The 17,814-nt window shown below is 68.9% G+C and carries 16 protein-coding genes; 8 read left to right on the top strand and 8 right to left on the bottom strand.

All coding sequences use genetic code 11. The features are described 5' to 3' along the window. Positions 1 to 137: 137 nt before the first annotated feature. Together Sm713_RS31360 and Sm713_RS31355 are read left to right on the top strand one after the other, a co-directional pair. Positions 138 to 1,340 carry an IS110 family transposase gene (locus Sm713_RS31360; protein ID WP_212911822.1) on the top strand — a complete coding sequence of 401 codons (1,203 nt, stop codon included), beginning with the start codon at positions 138 to 140 and terminating at the stop codon, positions 1,338 to 1,340. Positions 1,341 to 1,426: 86 nt separating this feature from the next. Continuing rightward, positions 1,427 to 2,857, top strand: a complete 1,431-nt coding sequence (locus tag Sm713_RS31355) for a glycoside hydrolase family 5 protein (protein WP_212913349.1) — start codon at positions 1,427 to 1,429, stop codon at positions 2,855 to 2,857. Between the two features lie 146 nt (positions 2,858 to 3,003). Here Sm713_RS31355 and Sm713_RS31350 read toward each other — a convergent pair whose 3' ends face one another. Both Sm713_RS31350 and Sm713_RS31345 read right to left on the bottom strand, forming a co-directional pair. Next, positions 3,004 to 3,504 (bottom strand): GNAT family N-acetyltransferase, encoded by a 501-nt coding sequence (locus tag Sm713_RS31350; RefSeq protein WP_212913348.1) that lies wholly within the window; start codon positions 3,502 to 3,504, stop codon positions 3,004 to 3,006. 225 nt (positions 3,505 to 3,729) lie between these two features. After that, positions 3,730 to 4,317, bottom strand: coding sequence for a hypothetical protein (locus tag Sm713_RS31345; protein ID WP_212913347.1), 588 nt, complete (start codon positions 4,315 to 4,317; stop codon positions 3,730 to 3,732). A 282-nt stretch (positions 4,318 to 4,599) separates the two neighbouring features. On the opposite strand from Sm713_RS31345, the gene Sm713_RS31340 reads away from it, so the two are divergent. Next, positions 4,600 to 5,205: a TetR/AcrR family transcriptional regulator gene (locus tag Sm713_RS31340; RefSeq protein WP_212913346.1), complete on the top strand. Its 606-nt coding sequence runs from the start codon at positions 4,600 to 4,602 to the stop codon at positions 5,203 to 5,205. Between the two features lie 53 nt (positions 5,206 to 5,258). On the opposite strand, the gene Sm713_RS31335 is transcribed toward Sm713_RS31340, so the two are convergent. Beyond that, the gene (locus Sm713_RS31335) at positions 5,259 to 5,876 is read right to left on the bottom strand and encodes a TetR/AcrR family transcriptional regulator (protein WP_212913345.1); all 618 of its coding nucleotides are present in this window, start codon (positions 5,874 to 5,876) and stop codon (positions 5,259 to 5,261) included. An 81-nt stretch (positions 5,877 to 5,957) separates the two neighbouring features. On the opposite strand from Sm713_RS31335, the gene Sm713_RS31330 reads away from it, so the two are divergent. The 4 genes from Sm713_RS31330 to Sm713_RS31315 all read left to right on the top strand — a co-directional run bounded on the left by Sm713_RS31330 (position 5,958) and on the right by Sm713_RS31315 (position 8,310). Next, a complete protein-coding gene (locus Sm713_RS31330; protein ID WP_212913344.1) occupies positions 5,958 to 6,731 on the top strand; it encodes an SDR family oxidoreductase in 774 nt (257 codons plus the stop codon). A 45-nt stretch (positions 6,732 to 6,776) separates the two neighbouring features. Beyond that, positions 6,777 to 7,145 (top strand): VOC family protein, encoded by a 369-nt coding sequence (locus tag Sm713_RS31325; RefSeq protein ID WP_212913343.1) that lies wholly within the window; start codon positions 6,777 to 6,779, stop codon positions 7,143 to 7,145. Between the two features lie 306 nt (positions 7,146 to 7,451). Continuing rightward, complete coding sequence (locus Sm713_RS31320) at positions 7,452 to 7,610, top strand: BBE domain-containing protein (protein WP_374196095.1); 159 nt, start codon at positions 7,452 to 7,454, stop codon at positions 7,608 to 7,610. 43 nt (positions 7,611 to 7,653) lie between these two features. Next, the gene (locus tag Sm713_RS31315; protein ID WP_212913342.1) at positions 7,654 to 8,310 is read left to right on the top strand and encodes a chorismate mutase; all 657 of its coding nucleotides are present in this window, start codon (positions 7,654 to 7,656) and stop codon (positions 8,308 to 8,310) included. Positions 8,311 to 8,657: 347 nt separating this feature from the next. Here Sm713_RS31315 and Sm713_RS31310 read toward each other — a convergent pair whose 3' ends face one another. The 3 genes from Sm713_RS31310 to Sm713_RS31300 form a co-directional block, all read right to left on the bottom strand. Further along, positions 8,658 to 11,525 carry a bifunctional YncE family protein/alkaline phosphatase family protein gene (locus Sm713_RS31310; RefSeq protein WP_212913341.1) on the bottom strand — a complete coding sequence of 956 codons (2,868 nt, stop codon included), beginning with the start codon at positions 11,523 to 11,525 and terminating at the stop codon, positions 8,658 to 8,660. A 1,338-nt stretch (positions 11,526 to 12,863) separates the two neighbouring features. Next, complete coding sequence (locus tag Sm713_RS31305; RefSeq protein ID WP_212913340.1) at positions 12,864 to 13,052, bottom strand: hypothetical protein; 189 nt, start codon at positions 13,050 to 13,052, stop codon at positions 12,864 to 12,866. Positions 13,053 to 13,154: 102 nt separating this feature from the next. After that, positions 13,155 to 13,535, bottom strand: coding sequence for a DUF732 domain-containing protein (locus Sm713_RS31300; RefSeq protein WP_212913339.1), 381 nt, complete (start codon positions 13,533 to 13,535; stop codon positions 13,155 to 13,157). Positions 13,536 to 14,608: 1,073 nt separating this feature from the next. Here Sm713_RS31300 and Sm713_RS31295 point away from each other — a divergent pair. Beyond that, entirely contained in the window at positions 14,609 to 15,226 is a 618-nt protein-coding gene (locus Sm713_RS31295) for an Lsr2 family protein (protein ID WP_212913338.1), read from the top strand. 273 nt (positions 15,227 to 15,499) lie between these two features. On the opposite strand, the gene msrB is transcribed toward Sm713_RS31295, so the two are convergent. Both msrB and murC read right to left on the bottom strand, forming a co-directional pair. Further along, positions 15,500 to 15,910: a peptide-methionine (R)-S-oxide reductase MsrB gene (gene msrB / locus Sm713_RS31290; RefSeq protein WP_212913337.1), complete on the bottom strand. Its 411-nt coding sequence runs from the start codon at positions 15,908 to 15,910 to the stop codon at positions 15,500 to 15,502. A 13-nt stretch (positions 15,911 to 15,923) separates the two neighbouring features. After that, on the bottom strand, positions 15,924 to 17,321 hold the full coding sequence (murC, locus tag Sm713_RS31285; RefSeq protein ID WP_212913336.1) for a UDP-N-acetylmuramate--L-alanine ligase: 1,398 nt from the start codon (positions 17,319 to 17,321) through the stop codon (positions 15,924 to 15,926). Between the last annotated feature and the right edge of the window lie 493 nt (positions 17,322 to 17,814).

Raw genomic sequence — 17,814 nt, 5'->3', positions numbered from 1 at the left:
GCCGCTGATGAGAGGTCCGGCCACCGTCCGGTCCGGCGCAACGCCGGACAGTTCACGGGCGGCAGGTCTGCATAACGTGGATGCGCGCGTACGACACCGAAGCCCAGGCCAGCCGCACCAAAGGAGCTGACAGCACGATGTTCGACACCGGCGACGTGGGCGTCTTCCTCGGCCTGGACGTCGGCAAGACCGCCCACCACGGCCACGGACTCACCCCAGCCGGCAAGAAGGTCTTCGACAAGCCCCTGCCCAACAGCGAACCGAAACTGCGAGCCGTCTTCGACAAGCTGGCCGCCAAATTCGGCACCGTCCTGCTGATCGTGGACCAGCCCGCCTCGATCGGCGCTCTGCCACTGACCGTGGCCCGGGACGCAGGCTGCAAGGTCGCCTACCTGCCCGGACTTGCGATGCGCAGGATCGCCGACCTCTACCCGGGCGAGGCCAAGACCGACGCCAAGGACGCCGCGGTCATCGCGGACGCCGCCCGCACCATGCCCCACACCCTGCGGTCCCTGGAACTGACCGATGAGATCACCGCCGAACTCACCGTGCTGGTCGGCTTCGACCAGGATCTTGCCACCGAGGCCACACGCACCAGCAACCGCATACGCGGCCTGCTCACACAGTTCCACCCCAGCCTCGAACGCGTCCTGGGCCCGCGGCTGGATCACCAAGCAGTCACCTGGCTGCTGGAGCGCTACGGATCCCCATCCGCCCTCAGGAAAGCCGGCCGCCGCAAACTCGTCGAAACCATCCGACCCAAAGCCCCGCGCATGGCCCAGCGGCTGATCGACGACGTCTTCGACGCACTCGACGAACAGACCGTCGTGGTCCCGGGGACCGGCACGCTCGACATCGTGATCCCCTCGCTGGCCCGCTCGCTCGCGGCTGTCCACGAACAGCGCCGCGCTCTTCAAGCGCAGATCGAGGCCCTGCTGGAGGAGCACCCTCTTTCCCAGGTCCTGATCTCGATGCCGGGGATCGCGGTCAGGACCGCTGCCACCCTGCTGGTCACCGTCGGCGACGGCACCAGCTTCCCCACCGCCGCCCATCTCGCCTCCTACGCCGGCCTGGCCCCGACCACCAAGTCGTCGGGCACATCGATCCACGGCGAACACGCGCCACGAGGCGGAAACCGCCAGCTCAAACGGGCGATGTTCCTGTCCGCTTTCGCCGCCTTGCACGATCCCGTCTCCCGCACCTACTACGACCGCTGCCGAGCCAGAGGAAAGACTCATACCCAGGCTCTCCTCCGCCTGGCCCGCCAGCGCATCAGCGTGCTCTACGCGATGCTCCGCGACGGCACCTTCTACGAACACCGAACCCCACGCCCCGCTTGACCAAGGACATAGAGGCACCCCCCCCCGCGGGCTCCGCGCCGCCACGCCCCTCCATCCGCCACCCCGACCTGACAGGGACGCCCCACATGACACCAGACCCCACCCCCCTCCTGCGCACCGAAGGCGCCCGCTTCGTCGACGGCTCCGGCGCGACCGTCCGGCTGCGCGGCACGGCCGTAGGCGGCTGGCTCAACATGGAGAACTTCATCACGGGCTATGCGGCGAACGAGGCACTGATGCGTTCCACCGTGCGGGCGGTGCTCGGCGACCAGCGCTACGAGGCGTTCTTCGAGCGTCTGCTCACGGCGTTCTTCAACGAGGACGACGCCCGCCTGCTGGCCGGCGCGGGCCTGAACTGCGTGCGCCTGCCGGTGAACTACCGGCACTTCGAGGACGACCGGCGGCCCTTCGAGCTCCGGTCCGACGGCTTCAGGCACCTGGACCGGGCCGTCGCCGCCTGCGCCGCACACGGCATATACACCGTCATCGACCTGCACGCCCTGCCCGGCGCCCAGAACCACCACTGGCACTCCGACAACTACACCCACCGCCCCGCCTTCTGGGACCACCCGCACTTCCAGGACCGGGTGGTGGCACTGTGGGAGGCCATCGCCGACCACTACAAGGACGACCCCTGGGTGGCGGGCTACAACCTGGTCAACGAGCCGGCCGACGAGTCACGCGAGGTCGTGGGGCCCTTCTACCGGCGCCTGGTCGCGGCCGTGCGCGCGGTCGATCCCCGGCACATCCTCTTCCTGGACGGCAACACCTACTCCACGGAGTTCGACATCTTCGACGAACCCCGCGGGACGTACGACGCGACGTACGCGGGGACGTTCGACGGGTACGGGGAGAACACCGTCTACGTCTGCCACGACTACGCGGCTCCCGGGCTGGGGCGCGGCGGCGACTACCCGGGCACCACCGACGGCCGGTACTACGGCAAGACGGAACTCCGCGAGAAATACGCGGAGCGCACCGCCTACAGCAGGCAGACCGGCACGCCGGTGTGGGTCGGCGAGTTCGGCCCCGTCTACACGGGCGATCCTCGGGTCGACGCCATGCGCGCGGAACTCCTCGACGACCAGCTCGACATCTACCGCGGCGACGGCGCGAGCTGGTCGATCTGGATGTACAAGGACCTGGGCAGGCAGGGCCTCACCGCGGTCAACGCGGACACGCCGTACCGGCGGCGCTTCGATGCGTTCGTGGCGAAGAAGAACCGGCTGGGGGCCGACAACTGGGGGAGCGACGGAATGGGGATCGCGGAGGTCACCCGGCCCTTCCAGGACATGATGGCGAGGGAGTTCCCGGGCTTCGACCCCTACCCGTGGGGCCGCTTCGACTGGGTGCGCACCCTGATCCTCAACCTGACGGTCGCGCAGCCGCTGGCGTACGAGTACGCGGAGCTCTTCCGGGGCCTGGGCGAGGCCGACCTGATGGCCCTCGCCGACTCCTTCGCCCTGGCCAACTGCACGCCCCGCGCAGGGCTCCTGGAACAGCTGCGAAAGGGGTGAGATGAGGCCGGGCCGCCACCCGACGGCGGCGGTTCGGGGCTCGGGGCTCCGTGCGGCGGGAGCCGCCGCCGGGAATCGGGGCGCGGACCAGGCCGGGCTGCAGCGCGGACTGCGGGCTCGCGCGATCCCATGAGCGAGATCGCGGTCTATGGCTCGCACGCCAGGTCGCGCCGGTACCAGCTGCCCGGCTTACCGCCGAGGTGAGCCGGGTCGGCCGGGCCGACCTCGACGAACCCGGCTTTGGCCAGCACCCTCCGGGATGCGGCGTTCCTGTCGGCGGTGGCCGCTTGCAGGGTTCGCAGCCCGTGCCGGGACGCCGCCAGCCGGCACAGCTCCCGAACCGTCCCTGTCGCCACGCCGTGCCCGGAGACGTGCTGCGCGACCCGGTAGCCGAGTTCTGCGGTGCCATCCTCGATGGCGTACAGGTTGAACCTCCCGAGCACCGAACCGTCGTCCGTGACGAGCACGTAGAAGGCGCAGGTACCGGCCTCCTGCTCGGCCAGCGAAGCGTTGTACCGGTCGGTGAACCGGTCGAAGAAGTCGTCGCCACGGTCGGAGATCGAGGCAGCGAAGAAGGCGCGGTTCGCCAGCTCGAAGGCCAGCACCGCCGGGGCGTGGTCGGCATGCAGCGGCTTCAGCTCGGGCACCGCCCGACTCTACCCGGACGGTCCGGTGCAGGGCCGCGTGACTCTGCGTGCTGCTTGTCGTCATCTCCAGCTGGGCTGCTGATGCGGTGCCTTGTCCAAGTGCCGAGACCACCGGCCCGGTGAGACTCCGTTGCCGATGCGCGCAAGGGCCGATCCATCGACGGCGCCTTGGATCGTGGTCGACGCGGCGGATCCGCGCCCAGACCGCCGCAGCCGCAGTCGCCGTCAGTCCCCCTTGGCAGCGCGGCCCAGACGCAGGCCCGAGATGAGGAAGAAGACGCCTCCGAGGAAGGCGTAGCCCGCGAGGCCTCGCAGTGTCGGGTCGTCGCTGCCGGCCTGCAGGAAGAACGATGCTCCGGCGAGCGTGGAGACGGCGCCGCTGGTGATCATGGGCCATTGCCCTCCGAGTGGCCGGCGGGCGGCACCCGCGACGAGTTGGACGATTCCGGAGATGACGGCCCAGTCTCCCCAGACCCGCAGGACGGCCGGGATACCGACGGACGTGGCGGCGACGGCCAGGCTGATGACCGCCGCTGAGCTGATGGCGATGTTCGCGCTGAGGGCGGGCGCGAGGGCCGACGAGGGGGCCGGCTCGGTGCCGCCGTTCGCTTTCACGGACCGGAGATCGACGACTGCGGCCGCCACGTCGAACAGGGGGTAGACCACCAGCAGCGTCACGCTGAGAACCCCCAGCGTGTCGGCGGATGTGAACAGCAGGGCGGCCCATACGGCGGCGAAGGCGAACCGCAGGAAGTACAGCTTCCGCAGGGACGCCGGAACGCTGGTGGGGGTCGTGGCGACAAGGGTGTCCACGGGAGTGCCTTCCTGAAGCGAGGTGGTGCGAAGCGGTGCGAAGCGAAGCGGCTGATCCATCGCGCGGGGCGCTCGGCTTCTTCGATCACGTGCGCCACCGTGCCGGGCCGGCTGCCCCCAACGGAGCGAGAAGTGTCGACCTGTTCCGTGTGTGTCGATGTGCGGGTCGAGCCTGACGAAGGACATGCAAGGGGAGAACGTTCTCTCTACCTGGAGCAGTAAAGAGGATCCTTGTGCGCCACGTCAAGACCGAACGTTCTATCGTTTGGTAGGTTGCGCGGCATGAGTCGGAGTACAGAACGTGGCAGCGTCTCCGAGGCGCGAACGCGGCTCCTGAGGACGGCAACCCGGATCTTCTACACGGAGGGGATCCACTCGGTCGGCATCGACCGGATCGTCGCGGAGGCGCAGGTGACCCGGGCCACGCTGTACCGCCACTTTCCCAGCAAGGAAGCACTGGTCCTGGCGTACCTGGAACAGGCCGACCAGGCGGTCCGCGAGCAGGTCGCCACCGCGGTGGCGAGCAGCCAGTCGCCTGCCGACCAGGTCCGGGCCGTCGCCAGGTCCATCACGGAGGGCATCCGGTCCTCCGGGTTCCGTGGATGCGCGTTCCTCAACGCGGCGGCCGAGTACTTCGACCCCGCCCACCCGATCCACCAGGCCGTCCTGGCCCACCGGGAGTGGTTCCTGGACACCGTCACAGACCTGCTGGCACAGACAGCCGACTCACCCGCCGACACCGCAGGCCAACACCTCGCCATGCTCCGCGACGGCGCCATGGCGGCCGGCTGCCTCTTCGACCCCGAACTCATCTCCGCGACCTTCCTCCACGGCGTCGAAGGAATCCTGCAGGCACGCACCGCCCGCCCACCCCAGCCCCGGAAGTAATCGCCAGAGCGCCCCCACACCACCGGCAACGGCAGGCCATGCGCAGGGCCCGGTCAGCTCGTCGACCGAGCAGCGGACCCAGGTGTGTTGCGGTCGAGCCCTCCGTGGTCCGCGGCGCCGTAGCGCAACCCGTCATAGAGGATCGCGGCGATGCGTACCGCATCGTCCTCCCAGCCGTTGGCGCGCATCCCGCAGATGCCACCGAGGGCACGCAGGACGGTGCGTCCGCTGACGCCACCGCGGACGACGCCGGCCGCGACGCCCGCGTCGAGCAGTTCGTCCAGGGCGCGGGCCATCTCGTCGCGCGCGTCGTCGAAGACCGGCGAGTCGGTCGCCATGATGCTCTCCAGCACGTCACCCATCCCCCTGCCGACTGCCGCGTGTTCCACGAGCAGCAGCAGGAAGGTGCGCAGGGCCTCGTCCGGAGCGTGCCGGTCGAGCAACCGCGCGAGGGCTTCGCAAAGCTCGGCGACCTCTTGGCGGTAGACCTCCGCGACGAGCGCTTCGCGCGTTTCGAAGTGGCGGTAGAGCGTGCCGACCGCGACGCCGGCTCGCCTGGCGATCTCCTCCACATGGACGTCGTCGGCGGCGAGGAACGCCTCGCGCGCCGCGGCCAGGAGCGATTCGCGGTTGCGTCGGGCATCGGCGCGGAGCGGACGTGATGACGGCAACAGTCCCCCATAAGGTGAGTCGGGTTCCGTTTTTGTGTACAGTTTCCGGAGTCGGGTTCACCTTACTGAAGGAGTACGGCCGTGGCGATCGACGACGAGGGGCTCTACGGCCTGCGGGTGCTGGTGACCGGCGGTAGCCGAGGACTCGGGGAGGCAACGGCCCGCCGGTTCGCCGCCGCCGGCGCCACGGTACTGACGGCCTCGCGCACCGCTCCCCCGGAAGACATGCCCGCCACCTTCATCCCCGCCGACCTGCGGTCCGAGGAGGGGGTGCGGGAACTCGGACGGCGCGTGCTGGAGAGCGTCGGGGGTGTCGACATCCTGGTGAACAACGCGGGAGCCGCAACCGGCACGACACCGACCCTGGAGCGGTCCGACGCGTCCTGGCTCGCCGACCTGGAGATGAACCTGCTCTCCGCGGTCCGCCTCGACCGCGCCCTGGTCCCGGGAATGGTCGAGCGCGGGTCCGGCGTCGTGGTGCACGTGTCCTCCATCGCCAGCCACCTCCCCCAGCCCGCCGAGGCGCCGTCCGCCGCGTCGAAGGCGGCGCTCAACGCCTACAGCCGCGAGTTGGCAACGGCGTTGGGAGTGCACGGCGTACGGGTGGTGTGCGTCCTGCCGGGCTTCATCGTCACCGAGGGAGCGGCCCAGCACCTCCAGCGGATGGCCGACAGCCAGGGCGTCGACCTCGACGACACCAAGCAGCAGATCGTGGACCGGCTGAAGCTGCCGATGGGACGCCCCGGCGAACCCGAGGACGTCGCCGAGATGATCGCCCTCCTCGCCTCGGACCGCGCCAGATGGCTCACCGGCGCCCAGTTCCGGGTCGACGGCGGCATCATCCCCACGGTCTGAGCCACTTCCGCCTCTCCCCCGCACCCGCGAAAACGGAGAATCACCATGAACTTCAGCCTGACGTCGCTGATCGTGGACGCCGCCGACCTGGAGAGCGAGAGCTCGTTCTGGCACAAGCTGCTCGGCGGCTCGATCACGAGGACGGCGACACACCACTTCCTCCAGGCCGGCGGCCTCCCCGTGATCGTGATCCAGCACGCTCCGGGGCATGTGCCGCCGCAGTGGCCCGACGGCGCTCCCCAGCAGATGCACTTCGACCTCGCCACCGACGACGTGGCGGCCGCGGACAAGCGGATTCTGGACGGCGGCGGCCGGCGGCAGAGGCCGACGGACGATGTCACCGCCTCCGGCCGGCAAGGCTCCCGGGTGTACGCCAGCCCGGCCGGACACCCCTTCTGCCTCCGTTCAGCCTGACCCCGGACCCGGGGGGCGGTCGGCCGGCGCGGCGGGCACATTGCCGGGGTGCGTCAGCAGGTCCGTGACGGTGTCCAGGAAACGCCGCCGACAGGCCAGGACGAACGCGCTTCGCGGACGCCACCCCCTTCGGGCACCAACCCCTCCTGAAATCGGGCTCGTTGCGCCAGGGGCCGACATGCGAGCAGATAGGACGTTCGGTCTTGACAGGAGCTTCACCAGGCACCTCTAGTGGCGAGAAGGACCGTTCTCTCTGGGAGTTTGTCATGCGTATCCGCATCCCGCGTTCGGCCGCGCTCGCCGCCGGTGCCGCTGCCCGGCGGCTACCCCAACCTGCTCGGACCGGACGAGACCGAACAGATCGCCCACGCCTACGGTCCGAACACCGAGCGGCTGCTCGCGGCGAAGCGCCGCTTCGATCCGGACCGCGTCTTCCGCGCCATCCCGCTGCCGGACCCGTCGTAAAGCCCAGGCAGCCCCGTCCCCACACCGAAACCGAGGCAGACTGTTGAATCCGCGAAACAGGACGACTCGCTACGCCGCGATCACCGGATCGCTGGTAGCGGCAACCGTACTGACCATCCCCCAGGCCATCGCCGCGAGTGCCCACGGGAGCGCCGGGTCCGCGAGCAGCACGGTCGGGACGGCCAAGGCCCTCGGCAGGCTCGGCCCTCTCACGGACCTCGCCATCGAGCGCATCCGCGTGAGTGATGACGTGGCGGCGTCCAAGTTCGGCACCGACTCGCCCATCGAGGACCCGGTGCGCGAGGCACAGGTGCTGGAGCAGGTCCGGGAGCAGGCCGGCGCCACCGGAGTGAACCCGGATGCGGCGGTGGCGTTCTTCCAGGACCAGATCACCGCCAGCAAGATCGTGCAGCGGGGACTGTTCGCCCGCTGGACCGCGCACCCCGAGGAAGCCCCCACGACACGCCCCGACCTCGACCAGATCCGCCAGCGGCTCGACCAGCTGACCACGGCGCTGCTCCACGAGCTCAAGGACACGGAGCAGTTGCGCGACAGGCCCGTCGCCTGCACGGTGCAGCTCGCCCTGGCCGGCGGATCGGGGGCCGTGCTGGAACGGCTGGACACGCTCCACCGCCAGGCGCTCAGGACAGCGACGGACTCCGTGTGCCACTCCGGTGAGCCGGCCGGACAGCAGGGCTGAACCTCTGCGGCACAGCGCGTCGTGGACCAGGATGCGGCACACCGCCGACCACGCCGCGGGGCGGCCCGCCGACGTGCTGGTCCATGACTGGCTGTGCGCTCACAACGAGTGCGTTCGCAGGTCTCGGTACGTGCGGCAGGCCGGCCCCCGCCTGCGACTCCTGCCGGGCACTCGGAACCTGCGGCCAGGCACGGCTCACCGGCAGCGGTGCCGGTCTGCTGCTCCTCGGCCGGCGTCCAGGTGGCGGTTGTCGTAGCTGACCAGCACACATACGAGATGGGCGACGGCCCGCCGGATGTCCGGCGGGCCGTCGTCGCGATGCTGTCCAGTTGTGGTCCAGGGGCTCGTCAGTCCGTGTCCGAGCTCGGGAGGTAGGCACCGGGCACCTGCGACGGGGCGTAGATCTTCGTGTCACCCGGGTAGGGCGACTTCCACTGGTGGGCCTGGTACCACGTGTACCGGTTCATCTGCTCCGGGTTGGCGTAGTCGGCGACCGCGCCCTTGCCGGTGGTGTGCTGCTTGGCGAGCCAGGTCTGCCAGGCAGCGGCGGTGGCCTGCTCGTTCGCGGGCACCGCGGTCTTCTGGGCCTCCGCCTTGTTGAGCGCCTTCGCCGCGGCGCCGGTGCGGCCCAGGGTGTCCAGACCACAGGCCGGCGCGGTGGCGATGCCCTCGGTGAGCGGGACCTGGTTCGGCACCGCGGTGAAGGGCTTGTAGTCGGGCCGGGAGGTGAAGGCGTCGTACATCGGCGTGGCAGCGGCGACCTTCTGGTTCAGCGGTTGGGCGCCGAGGATCTGCTCGATCGTCCGGACGGCCGAGATCTGCGAGTAGTAGGTGTTGATCACCTTGCCGTGCTGGGCCCAGGGGCTGATGACCTGGACCGGGGCGCGGTGTCCGTCCACGTGGTCGGCGCCGTCCTGGCTGTCGTCCTCAAGGACGAAGATGGCGGAGTCCTTCCAGTACTTGCTGTGCGAGATCGTGTCGACGATCTCGCCCGTGGCGAGATCGTTGTCGGCCACTCCGGCCACCGAGTCCGCCGGCCCACCGGTGTGGTCGCTGGAGAGCCACACCATGTTGAGGTTGGAGGGACCCTTCTTCTCGAAGTCCTGCTTCCACGTCTGGTAGCGGTAGGTGTCCGGGATCGCGAGGTCGAAGGGCGGGGACTGCGGGTCGGCGATCTTGTTCAGAGACGGGATCACCGAGCCGTAGTCGCCCTTCAGGTCCGGGGCGGTCAGCTGGGCCGGGTCACCACCGTCGTCGACGCTCTTGGCCGCGCAGTAGTACTGCTGCCACGAACCGGCCGGCTTGCCCTCCATGTACTCGAACTCGCCGTAGTTCCTGGCCGTAGCACCGGCGGACTCGGCGGCGGTCCACAGGAAGCCCGAGCGCGGGTGGCCCAGCACGTCCTCCTCGGTGTCATAGCTGCGCTGGTACTCACCCGCCGACGACTCGCTGTACTCGGGGTTGTCGCCCTCCATCAGCCAGTTGTGGCCCTCGGCGGAGTTGGTGCCGACGTCGTACACGTTGTCGTAGAGACCGAACTGCTTGGCCAGCGCGTGCTGATTCGGCGTGGCCCTCTCGCCGAACTGCGTGAGCGACGGGTCGCCGTTGCCCTCACCCATGTCGCCGAACAACTGGTCGTAGGTCCGGTTCTCCTTCACGATCAGGAAGACGTGCTTGATCGTGGACGGGTCACCGATGCGCGTCGGGACCGGGACCGCCGCCTTGCCACCCTTGTCGCCCTTGCCGCCCTTGTTGCCCTTGGCCTGCTGGACGTCGTTCCTGCCCCAGCCGTTCTGCTCGAAGACCGTGTCGGTGTAGCGCGCGATGTCGCGGTCGCTCGGCAGGGTGAAGCGCGTCAGGGACGCGGTGGTGCTGTGCGTGTCGTGGCCGCTCACGGGGACGGTTCCCTGTCCCTTGTCGGTCGTGATGGCGGGGCCGCGCGCGTCGATGCCGCGGGTGTTGGTGACGACGATCTTGCTTCCGACGGTCGCCACGGTCGCCGGGTAGTAGTCCGTCGGCAGCAGGCCGATGTAGCTCACCGGGTTCTTCGGCGTGCCGTCGTAGCGGTAGACCGCGACGGCGTTCGCCCTCCCCAGGCTGACCAGCAGGTGGCCGTCCTTGGTCAGGGCGATGCTGTCGGGCTCGTACCCCACCTTCGACGACGGCCACGGCTTGGTGTCGATCGTCTGCACGACCTGGTCCTTCGTCGTGTCGATGACCGAGACGGTGTCACTGTTCGTGTTGGCGACGAACAACGCGTCGTGGCTGGCATACATGGCGGTCGGGTGCAGGCCGACAGCGATCGACCCGACCGCCGCGGACGGTTTCGTGGTGTCGATGACACTGACGGACCCGGTCGTGGACGTGCCCAGGTACCCGTCGGCGGGCACCTTGGTGCCGTAGGAGTCCATGGTCGTGTCGCCGGCCCGTGCCTGGCGGCCACCCTCGTTGCTCACGTAGAGCTTGCCACCCGCGAAGGCGAGCTGACGAGGGGCGATGCCGACGTTCCACGTGTGCTTGACCGCACCGGTGTCGGGGTCGAGCGCCATCACGGTGTTCTGCCCGTTGATCGCGGCGTAGAGAGTGGACCCGTCGGGCGAGTACTTGGTCTGGGCCACCAACGCGGAGTTGGGCACCGAGTGGTGGTCGTTACCCGACGGGTGGCTGTTCACGGTCGGGATCGAGATGCGGGTCGGCGTACCAAGGGTGCCGTCGGAGTTGACCGGGAACCGGGTCAGGCCGTCCTGCTGCGGAAGCCAGAGGAACTTGCCGTCCGGCGAGTACGTCGGGCCTTCCTGCCCGACAGTGGCATCGGACAGGCTCTGGTTGAGCCCGGATGCGCTGCCGACCGTCCAGATGAGCTTGTAGGTCGAAAGGTCGAAGATCTGCAGGACCGCCGGATGGTCGGCGGTGGTCGCTGCGAGGAATCGCCCGTCCGGGCTGACCGTCGAGCCCATGAACTTGCCGAACTGGGTGAGCAGGCGGTCACCGATCGGCTTGACGATCTGGTTGTCGGAGACCACCTGGCCCTTGCTGGTCGTCTGGCCGACCTGGTCGGAACCGAACCCGATGGTCGATCCGACAGCGATCCCGGTCCCGGTGACGGCGAGAGCGACCGCGGCCGAGCCGACCGTGAGCGTGCGCGCCTTGAGACCGCCGAAGCGGTGGAGGCGCGGCGACTTCCCGGCGGGCTTTCGAAGACGTTTTACGTGCACGGAGGAGTACCCCTTCGGTGTGGTGGAGAGTAGGCGACAGCGTTGTCGAACCGTCAGAGCGGCTTCGGCCCCACATACGGGGCTTGCACCAGGAAGCCGTTGACTCGTTCGACCCGTGGCCGTCGGCGGCGGGCCGCCCCCGCCCGCGATCGCGCGCCGCACCGCCGTCGTTCGCCAGGCTGGTGAAGTCGTGCCGCATGAAGAGCACGTATGCCGGCGCGGTCGCGGTGACCGCCCACGCCAGGCTCAGGGCGATGCCGGTAAGCCTGCGCGAGGACGATCCCCGCCGTCGGCACGCCGGGAACCGCGGAGAGCGGCCGGCTTTGCGAGGTTCCCCCGGGCGGTCAGTGAAGGATGGAGCCCCGAGTCGTCGACGAAGCCAGCGACACCGTCAGGAGTCGCGAGCGCCCACCCGACCGGCGTTCCCAGGGCATCGAGAGCGCCGCGATCCGCGACGGCCGGGCCCGGCAGAGTCGCCCTCCCCGCGCCATGGGGCGGGACCAGCCCGTGAATCGGGCCCTGCGCCACGTCGCAATCGATACGGTCAGGGGCGACGACGACGCAAGACCCGGTGATTCCGCGAGCCCGGAGCGCCAGGGCTGCCACCATGGACCCCTTCCTCGGCAAAACTGGTCATATAGACCGCTTTCTATCGCGAAGGAACGCTAGAGATCACACGTGGCGCACGCAGGGCAGCCAACTGGACATTCCCTGAACACCGCCTGAAGGCGTCGGCTTGCCGCTACGTCAAACAGGCGGTGCCGGTGGGTCCCACCGCGTTCCGGCGCGCAACCTGATCGTGCCGGGCCTCGGCATCGCCGCGCAGGACATCGGCGTGGGCTCGGCATCGCCGCGCACTACATCCGCGTGGGCTCGGCGGTGGGCAACACGGTCGACCAGCTGGGCCGGGGCGTCTCCCCGAGAATATCCCTGGGCGATCTCGGGGAGAATTGGGCGCTTTCCGAACGAATCTCCGGAGGTGCGACCCCGGAAATACAGAGGGATTCATGGAGTTCTCTGCATCAAGGCTGCCGCCCCGCACCGGGCCCTGATCGGTACCGCGGACGGGGCGATTCCCCCTGCAGAACAGAAGGTCATGACCGCACGGGCCGGCTCCCACACCGTCAGCGTCAAGGCTCCGCACTGTCGATGGTGTTCAACCCCGACCGGTCACCGACGTGGTGATCAACGCCGTCCAGAACGGCATCTGACGGGTGCCGCCCTGCGTCTACCGGGCGGGTCCCTCTGGCGGAAGCGGTGCATCAACGGCTCAGGAGCTTGGCGGGTTGTGGGAGGCCACCCCGTCACCCGACCGGTGGCCAGCGTGAAAAGACTCAGTCATCTCCTTCCGGTCTCTGCCCGCCAGGCGACGCAGCCGGGACAGGCACCGAGGCAGGTCTCCATGTCGGACAGGTGGCGGACCACCGTGGCGGGTGCGTGGGATGGCGACCTGGTGGGGCTGTCGGCCGGAGCGTCGTCGACCACACCGGAGAGCACGGCCATGCCGCTCAGGATGGCAGTGGCCATACCGCCTGCCACCCATGCGCGTCTGCGGGTGCGTAAGTTCTTCATAGCGCTTCCCTCTCGAACTGTGCCGGGTTGACCCATGATCTTGGCCAAGGCTTGCCTTTACGCGATCGGGATCTCCGGGCAGAGATCTTCATATGCGGCCGCTACCAAGACGTCCGCGAAGTCGTATCGGTAGCCCAGAGAGTCAATGACGTCGCCCTGCGCGAATCCCCTCTTCAAAGAGGCACACGCCTGGTATCCGACACTCACCCGCTCGGGTTTCGAAACGCTCGTACGGTCCTTGACATTCGCGACCATGCCCGTGCCGGCCAGGAAGCTGACTTCGGCGCGGGTGTACTGCTTCTTCACCGAGGAAGACTTCTCCGTTATGGTCGCCGGCTGCCGTTCCCGGTCCGAGCGCAGCGCCACGGGGGTCAGTACGACCATTAATACGACACAGGTTACGGCTATTACCGCACCGGACATCTGCTTGTTGGTCATCTTCTCTCCTTGGTCCCGGGTTTTCTCAGCACTCCTGGTCAGTCTCGATCTGGCCGTCCTCTCGGCGCTTGTTCCCAGCGGTGGGTCGATGCCTGAAGGAGGGGCGAAGAGGCCAGCCGGCAGTGCCGCGGTATCGGCAATCGACGCAAGCAACGACGCCCCAAGAGCCCTGACCTGCAGTTACCGCGCGCCCATCGAGTCCGGAATGGAGCGCGATGACACTCCGTCCCTGGAGCACCTCAAGCGCTTCCGTGATCTGCCCAGGCCTGTACTCGGCCACCTCATCAGCCGCCGCCGGATCATCGAACGAGCAGGCCTTGCCGTATCCCCTGCGGGTCAACGAACGAGATGTGAGCGGCCGTTAGCGGCGTCCGGTTGTACAGGCATCGCGGGTATGCCCGGTCACACCCACTCGTTCCGGCGACGGAGTGCGTAGACGAACGCACCGAGGCCGTTCACGTGAAGCTCATGGCCGATGTGCCGGCGAGCGGTGTTGGCGGACGGATCGTGAGCGGTACGGCCCTCCACCTGTCCGGTGGTGAGATGCAAGGCCTCACCCGGGTAGCGACAGGTGGTATCAGGACACGGGGCAATGCGATCCGGATACCGTTTCCTTCGGATCGCGGGCCATCGACGACGTGAGCGATCTGCATGCTCCGGGGGCGTACTGCTGACAGTGCAGGTATACGACCATGGCACCCAATCCCTGGTTCGGCGCATCACCGGCTGCTATACCCAGATAGTGAGGGAACAGAGCATCGGCACACAAGACTTAGTCTGTATCGACTTTTGTATCATGCATGCCCACGAGACCCTGATCTACGCGGACATCAAGAGAGCCCGCCAAGACTCTTCCTGACGGGATCTTGTGGGTTCCGGGGGGTGATCAACGGGGAAGGTTACGACCAGGAGCCTTGGCATGGCGGTTCATCACAATCCCCGGAGTGGCACCCTGACCTGCGGGTATGCATCCAACGAGCATGCCGAGAGGCACGATTGTACGTCTGTGGTATTCGGCGGTACTGTTCACTACTGCTGTCCGCGGGGGACGGCACGACAGGAGAAGTGATCGCATGGCCACCAAGCCGGTACCGGCTACTGAAGCCGAGTACACCAAGGCTCAGGAAGTGGGGGATACCTCGGTCCAGCGGGTTGAGGTTCCCATCCCGGGCGTCACCGAACCGGTCATCCAGTTCTTCAAGGTCGAGTACGTGGATGACCTCACCGGGAAGCCGGAAGAGGGCACGGAGACCGTCCAGCTCCGGGTGCCTGTCGAGAAGGAGGAAGAGGTCACGGAGACCGACGACGGGGAGCCTCTGAGGAACCGGGACGGCACCGACAAGATCACGGTCCGGAAGTACATCGGGTACGAGAACCTGGAAGTGGACCTTGGTCCGACATCGTTCGCCAAGCTGGAGAGGGCACTCGCGCCGTTCGTGACCGCTGCACGTCCGGCTGCAGCGCCGGGCGGCTCAACCGGCGGGCCCGGCGCGCGCAAGACGGGCAAGGGCGCTCCGAACCCAGACCTTGCCGAATGGAACCGGCGGGTGCGCGACTGGCTGAACAACTCCCCGAAAACTCCGGTGAAGAAGAACGAGGACGTACCACCCAAGGGTCGCATCAAGGCGGTATGGGAGGCGGCCTACATCGAGGCCCACCCTGAGGACCCCAAGCCGGGCACCTTGGCATAACCGTTGGAGAGCATGAAAGAGGCCCCTACCAGGAGGTAGGGGCCTTCTCCGCGTGAGCTTCCCCAAGCTTCGTGGAGTACTGGCGTTCTCTCAGGCGGACTGGCGCGGTGTACACCTGGCCCAGTCGGCTTCCTTGCACTCGGCGGGCGGTACGCAGCGGAGCGCGGAGCGCCGTCTCACCAGAGCAAGCTTTCGCCGTCTGCGGCAAGTTACCGCGCACGCTGCGGGCACAGCCGCCAACCTGCGGCCAGGGTCACTGGCAGCGGTGCCGGGCTACTGCTCCCCGGTCGGCTCCAACCGCAGCGAGATCGAGTTGATGCAGTACCGCTGGTCGGTCGGGGTCGGGTAGCCCTCGCCCTCGAAGACGTGGCCCAGGTGCGAGCCGCAGCGGGCGCAGCGGACCTCCGTGCGGACCATGCCGTGGGAGCGGTCCTCGATGAGTTCCACCGCGTCGGTGTCCTTCGGGTCGTAGAAGCTCGGCCAGCCGCAGTGCGACTCGAACTTCTCGCCGGAGGTGAACAGCTCCGCTCCGCACGCGCGGCAGGAGTAGACGCCCTTCGTCTTCGTGTCGGTGTACTCACCGATGAAGGCGGGCTCCGTGCCGGCCTTGCGCAGGACCGCGTACTCGGTGGGGGTCAGCTCCGCGCGCCATTGTTCGTCCGGCTTCTCGACGTCGTACGCCATGATGTTCGGCCCTTCACTTCGACAGAGACGACAGACGGGTCAGGATCTCGGGCCCGAGCTCTGTCACGTCACCCGCGCCCATAGTGAGAACGAGATCACCGGGCTTCGCCATTCCCGCGACCAGCTCGACGGCCGTGGCCTTGTCGGCCGCGGCGGTCACGTCCGCGCCCGCGGCCCGCGCCGGGTCGATGATCAGGTCGCTGGTGACGCCGGGTACCGGGTCCTCGCGGGCCGGGTAGATGTCGAGGACCACGGAGGCGTCAGCGAGGGTGAGGGCCGTGCCCATCTCGGTGCCGAGCTGCTGGGTGCGGGAGAAGAGGTGCGGCTGGAAGAGCACCAGGACGCGGCCGTCGGGCGCCGCGCCGCGGAGCGCCTCCAGGTCCGCGGACATCTCGGTGGGGTGGTGGGCGTAGGAGTCGATGACCTGCACGCCCGCCTGCTCCCCGCGGAGCTGGAGACGGCGCTTGACACCCGTGTAGGAGGCCAGTGCGGCGGCAAGGTCCGCGGCCGGGACGCCCAGCGCCGCACCCGCGGTGAGCGCGGCCACGGCGTTGTGCGCGTAGTGCCGGCCCGGGACCGAGACGGTGAACGTCAGCTTGGTGCCGTCCAGCAGCACCGTGACCTCGCTGCGCAGGCCCTGCGGCTGGACGGAGAGGATGCGCACGTCCGCGTCGGGAGCCGCACCGTAGGTCACCACGCGGGGCCCCTCCGGCAGGCGGCGGGTCAGCTCCCGCGCGCCCTCGTGGTCGGCGGAGACGACCAGCGTGCCGCCGTCGGTGATCCGTCCCACGAACGTCGCGAAGGAGTCGTGGATCTCGTCGATGGAGGCGTAGGTCGCGTGGTGGTCGAGCTCCACGTTGAGGATGACGGCGACCTCGGGCGCGTACTTGTGGAAGCTTCGGTCGCTTTCATCGGCCTCGGCCACGAAGATGTCGCCCTTGCCGTGGTGGGCGTTGGAGCCGGGGGCGTCCAGCTCGCCGCCGATGACGTAGGACGGGTCGAGGCCCATGGTCGTCAGCGCCACCGCGAGCATGGAGGTGGTCGTGGTCTTGCCGTGGGTGCCCGCGACGGCGAGCGGCCGCAGGCCCGCCATCAGCGCGGCGAGCGCTTCCGCGCGGTGCAGCACCGGGATCCCCAGCTCGCCGGCGCGGACCAGCTCCAGGTTGTCCGCCCTGATCGCCGACGACACCACGACGCAGCTCGTGTCGGGGGTGACGTGCTCCCGGGCGTGTCCGATGTGCACGGTCGCGCCCAGCTCGCGCAGCGCCTGCACGGTCGCGGAGGTCCGCGTGTCGCTGCCCGTGACGGCCACGCCGCGTTCGGCGAAGATCTTGGCGACGCCCGACATTCCGGCGCCGCCGATGCCGATGAAGTGCGGTCGGGTCAGCGCGGCAGGAAGGCCGGGTGCCATGCGGGTCTCTCCAGGTACGTGCGTATGGGTGGTCTTGCGGTGCGGCGGCCGGGGCCGTCGCCTTGCGTGCGGCGCCCGGCACGGGGTGCGTACGGGTGCCTGGCGGCGTGGGCCGCGGAGCCTGCCGCGGTCGGTGCCCGTGCGCGGCGCCCACGGGCGGGGTCAGCCTATGCCCTCCGGTCCCGGACCGGCGCGACCGGCGCCCACCGGGATGCGGCCCGGGGTCGGCCTGCGCCGACGGCGCACCGTTCAGAGTCCGTCCGGGGCCGATGACCTGGGCCGGCGCATGCGGCTGAAGGCGGATGATCGCGCTGAGCGCGGTGCTGTGCCGCGTCCGGGATCCGGATCCGGGATCCCGTCGCGCACAAGGCTGAGCGGCTGCCAAGACCGGGAGGCTGCCAAGGCTGGGCGGCTGCCGGAGATGTGGGGGGCGAGCGGGAGCGGGGTGCGCTCGTCATGTCCCGGCCGACCGGGCGTCTCGAATACGGCCGCG

The organism is Streptomyces sp. TS71-3 (assembly GCF_018327685.1).
In the GTDB taxonomy this organism is placed as follows: Bacteria; Actinomycetota; Actinomycetes; order Streptomycetales; family Streptomycetaceae; genus Streptomyces.
Note: the sequence above shows the minus strand (reverse complement) of the source record. Positions and strands in the feature narration are given on the sequence as shown.

Excerpts from the sequence above, each read along its gene's own strand:
- murC (WP_212913336.1), bottom strand. The coding sequence starts at position 17,321 with ATGGCACCCGGCCTTCCTGCCGCGCTGACCCGACCGCACTTCATCGGC.
- Sm713_RS31360 (WP_212911822.1), top strand. The coding sequence starts at position 138 with ATGTTCGACACCGGCGACGTGGGCGTCTTCCTCGGCCTGGACGTCGGC.
- msrB (WP_212913337.1), bottom strand. The coding sequence starts at position 15,910 with ATGGCGTACGACGTCGAGAAGCCGGACGAACAATGGCGCGCGGAGCTG.
- Sm713_RS31325 (WP_212913343.1), top strand. The coding sequence starts at position 6,777 with ATGAACTTCAGCCTGACGTCGCTGATCGTGGACGCCGCCGACCTGGAG.
- Sm713_RS31355 (WP_212913349.1), top strand. The coding sequence starts at position 1,427 with ATGACACCAGACCCCACCCCCCTCCTGCGCACCGAAGGCGCCCGCTTC.
- Sm713_RS31305 (WP_212913340.1), bottom strand. The coding sequence starts at position 13,052 with ATGGCCACTGCCATCCTGAGCGGCATGGCCGTGCTCTCCGGTGTGGTC.
- Sm713_RS31340 (WP_212913346.1), top strand. The coding sequence starts at position 4,600 with ATGAGTCGGAGTACAGAACGTGGCAGCGTCTCCGAGGCGCGAACGCGG.
- Sm713_RS31295 (WP_212913338.1), top strand. The coding sequence starts at position 14,609 with ATGGCCACCAAGCCGGTACCGGCTACTGAAGCCGAGTACACCAAGGCT.
- Sm713_RS31300 (WP_212913339.1), bottom strand. The coding sequence starts at position 13,535 with ATGACCAACAAGCAGATGTCCGGTGCGGTAATAGCCGTAACCTGTGTC.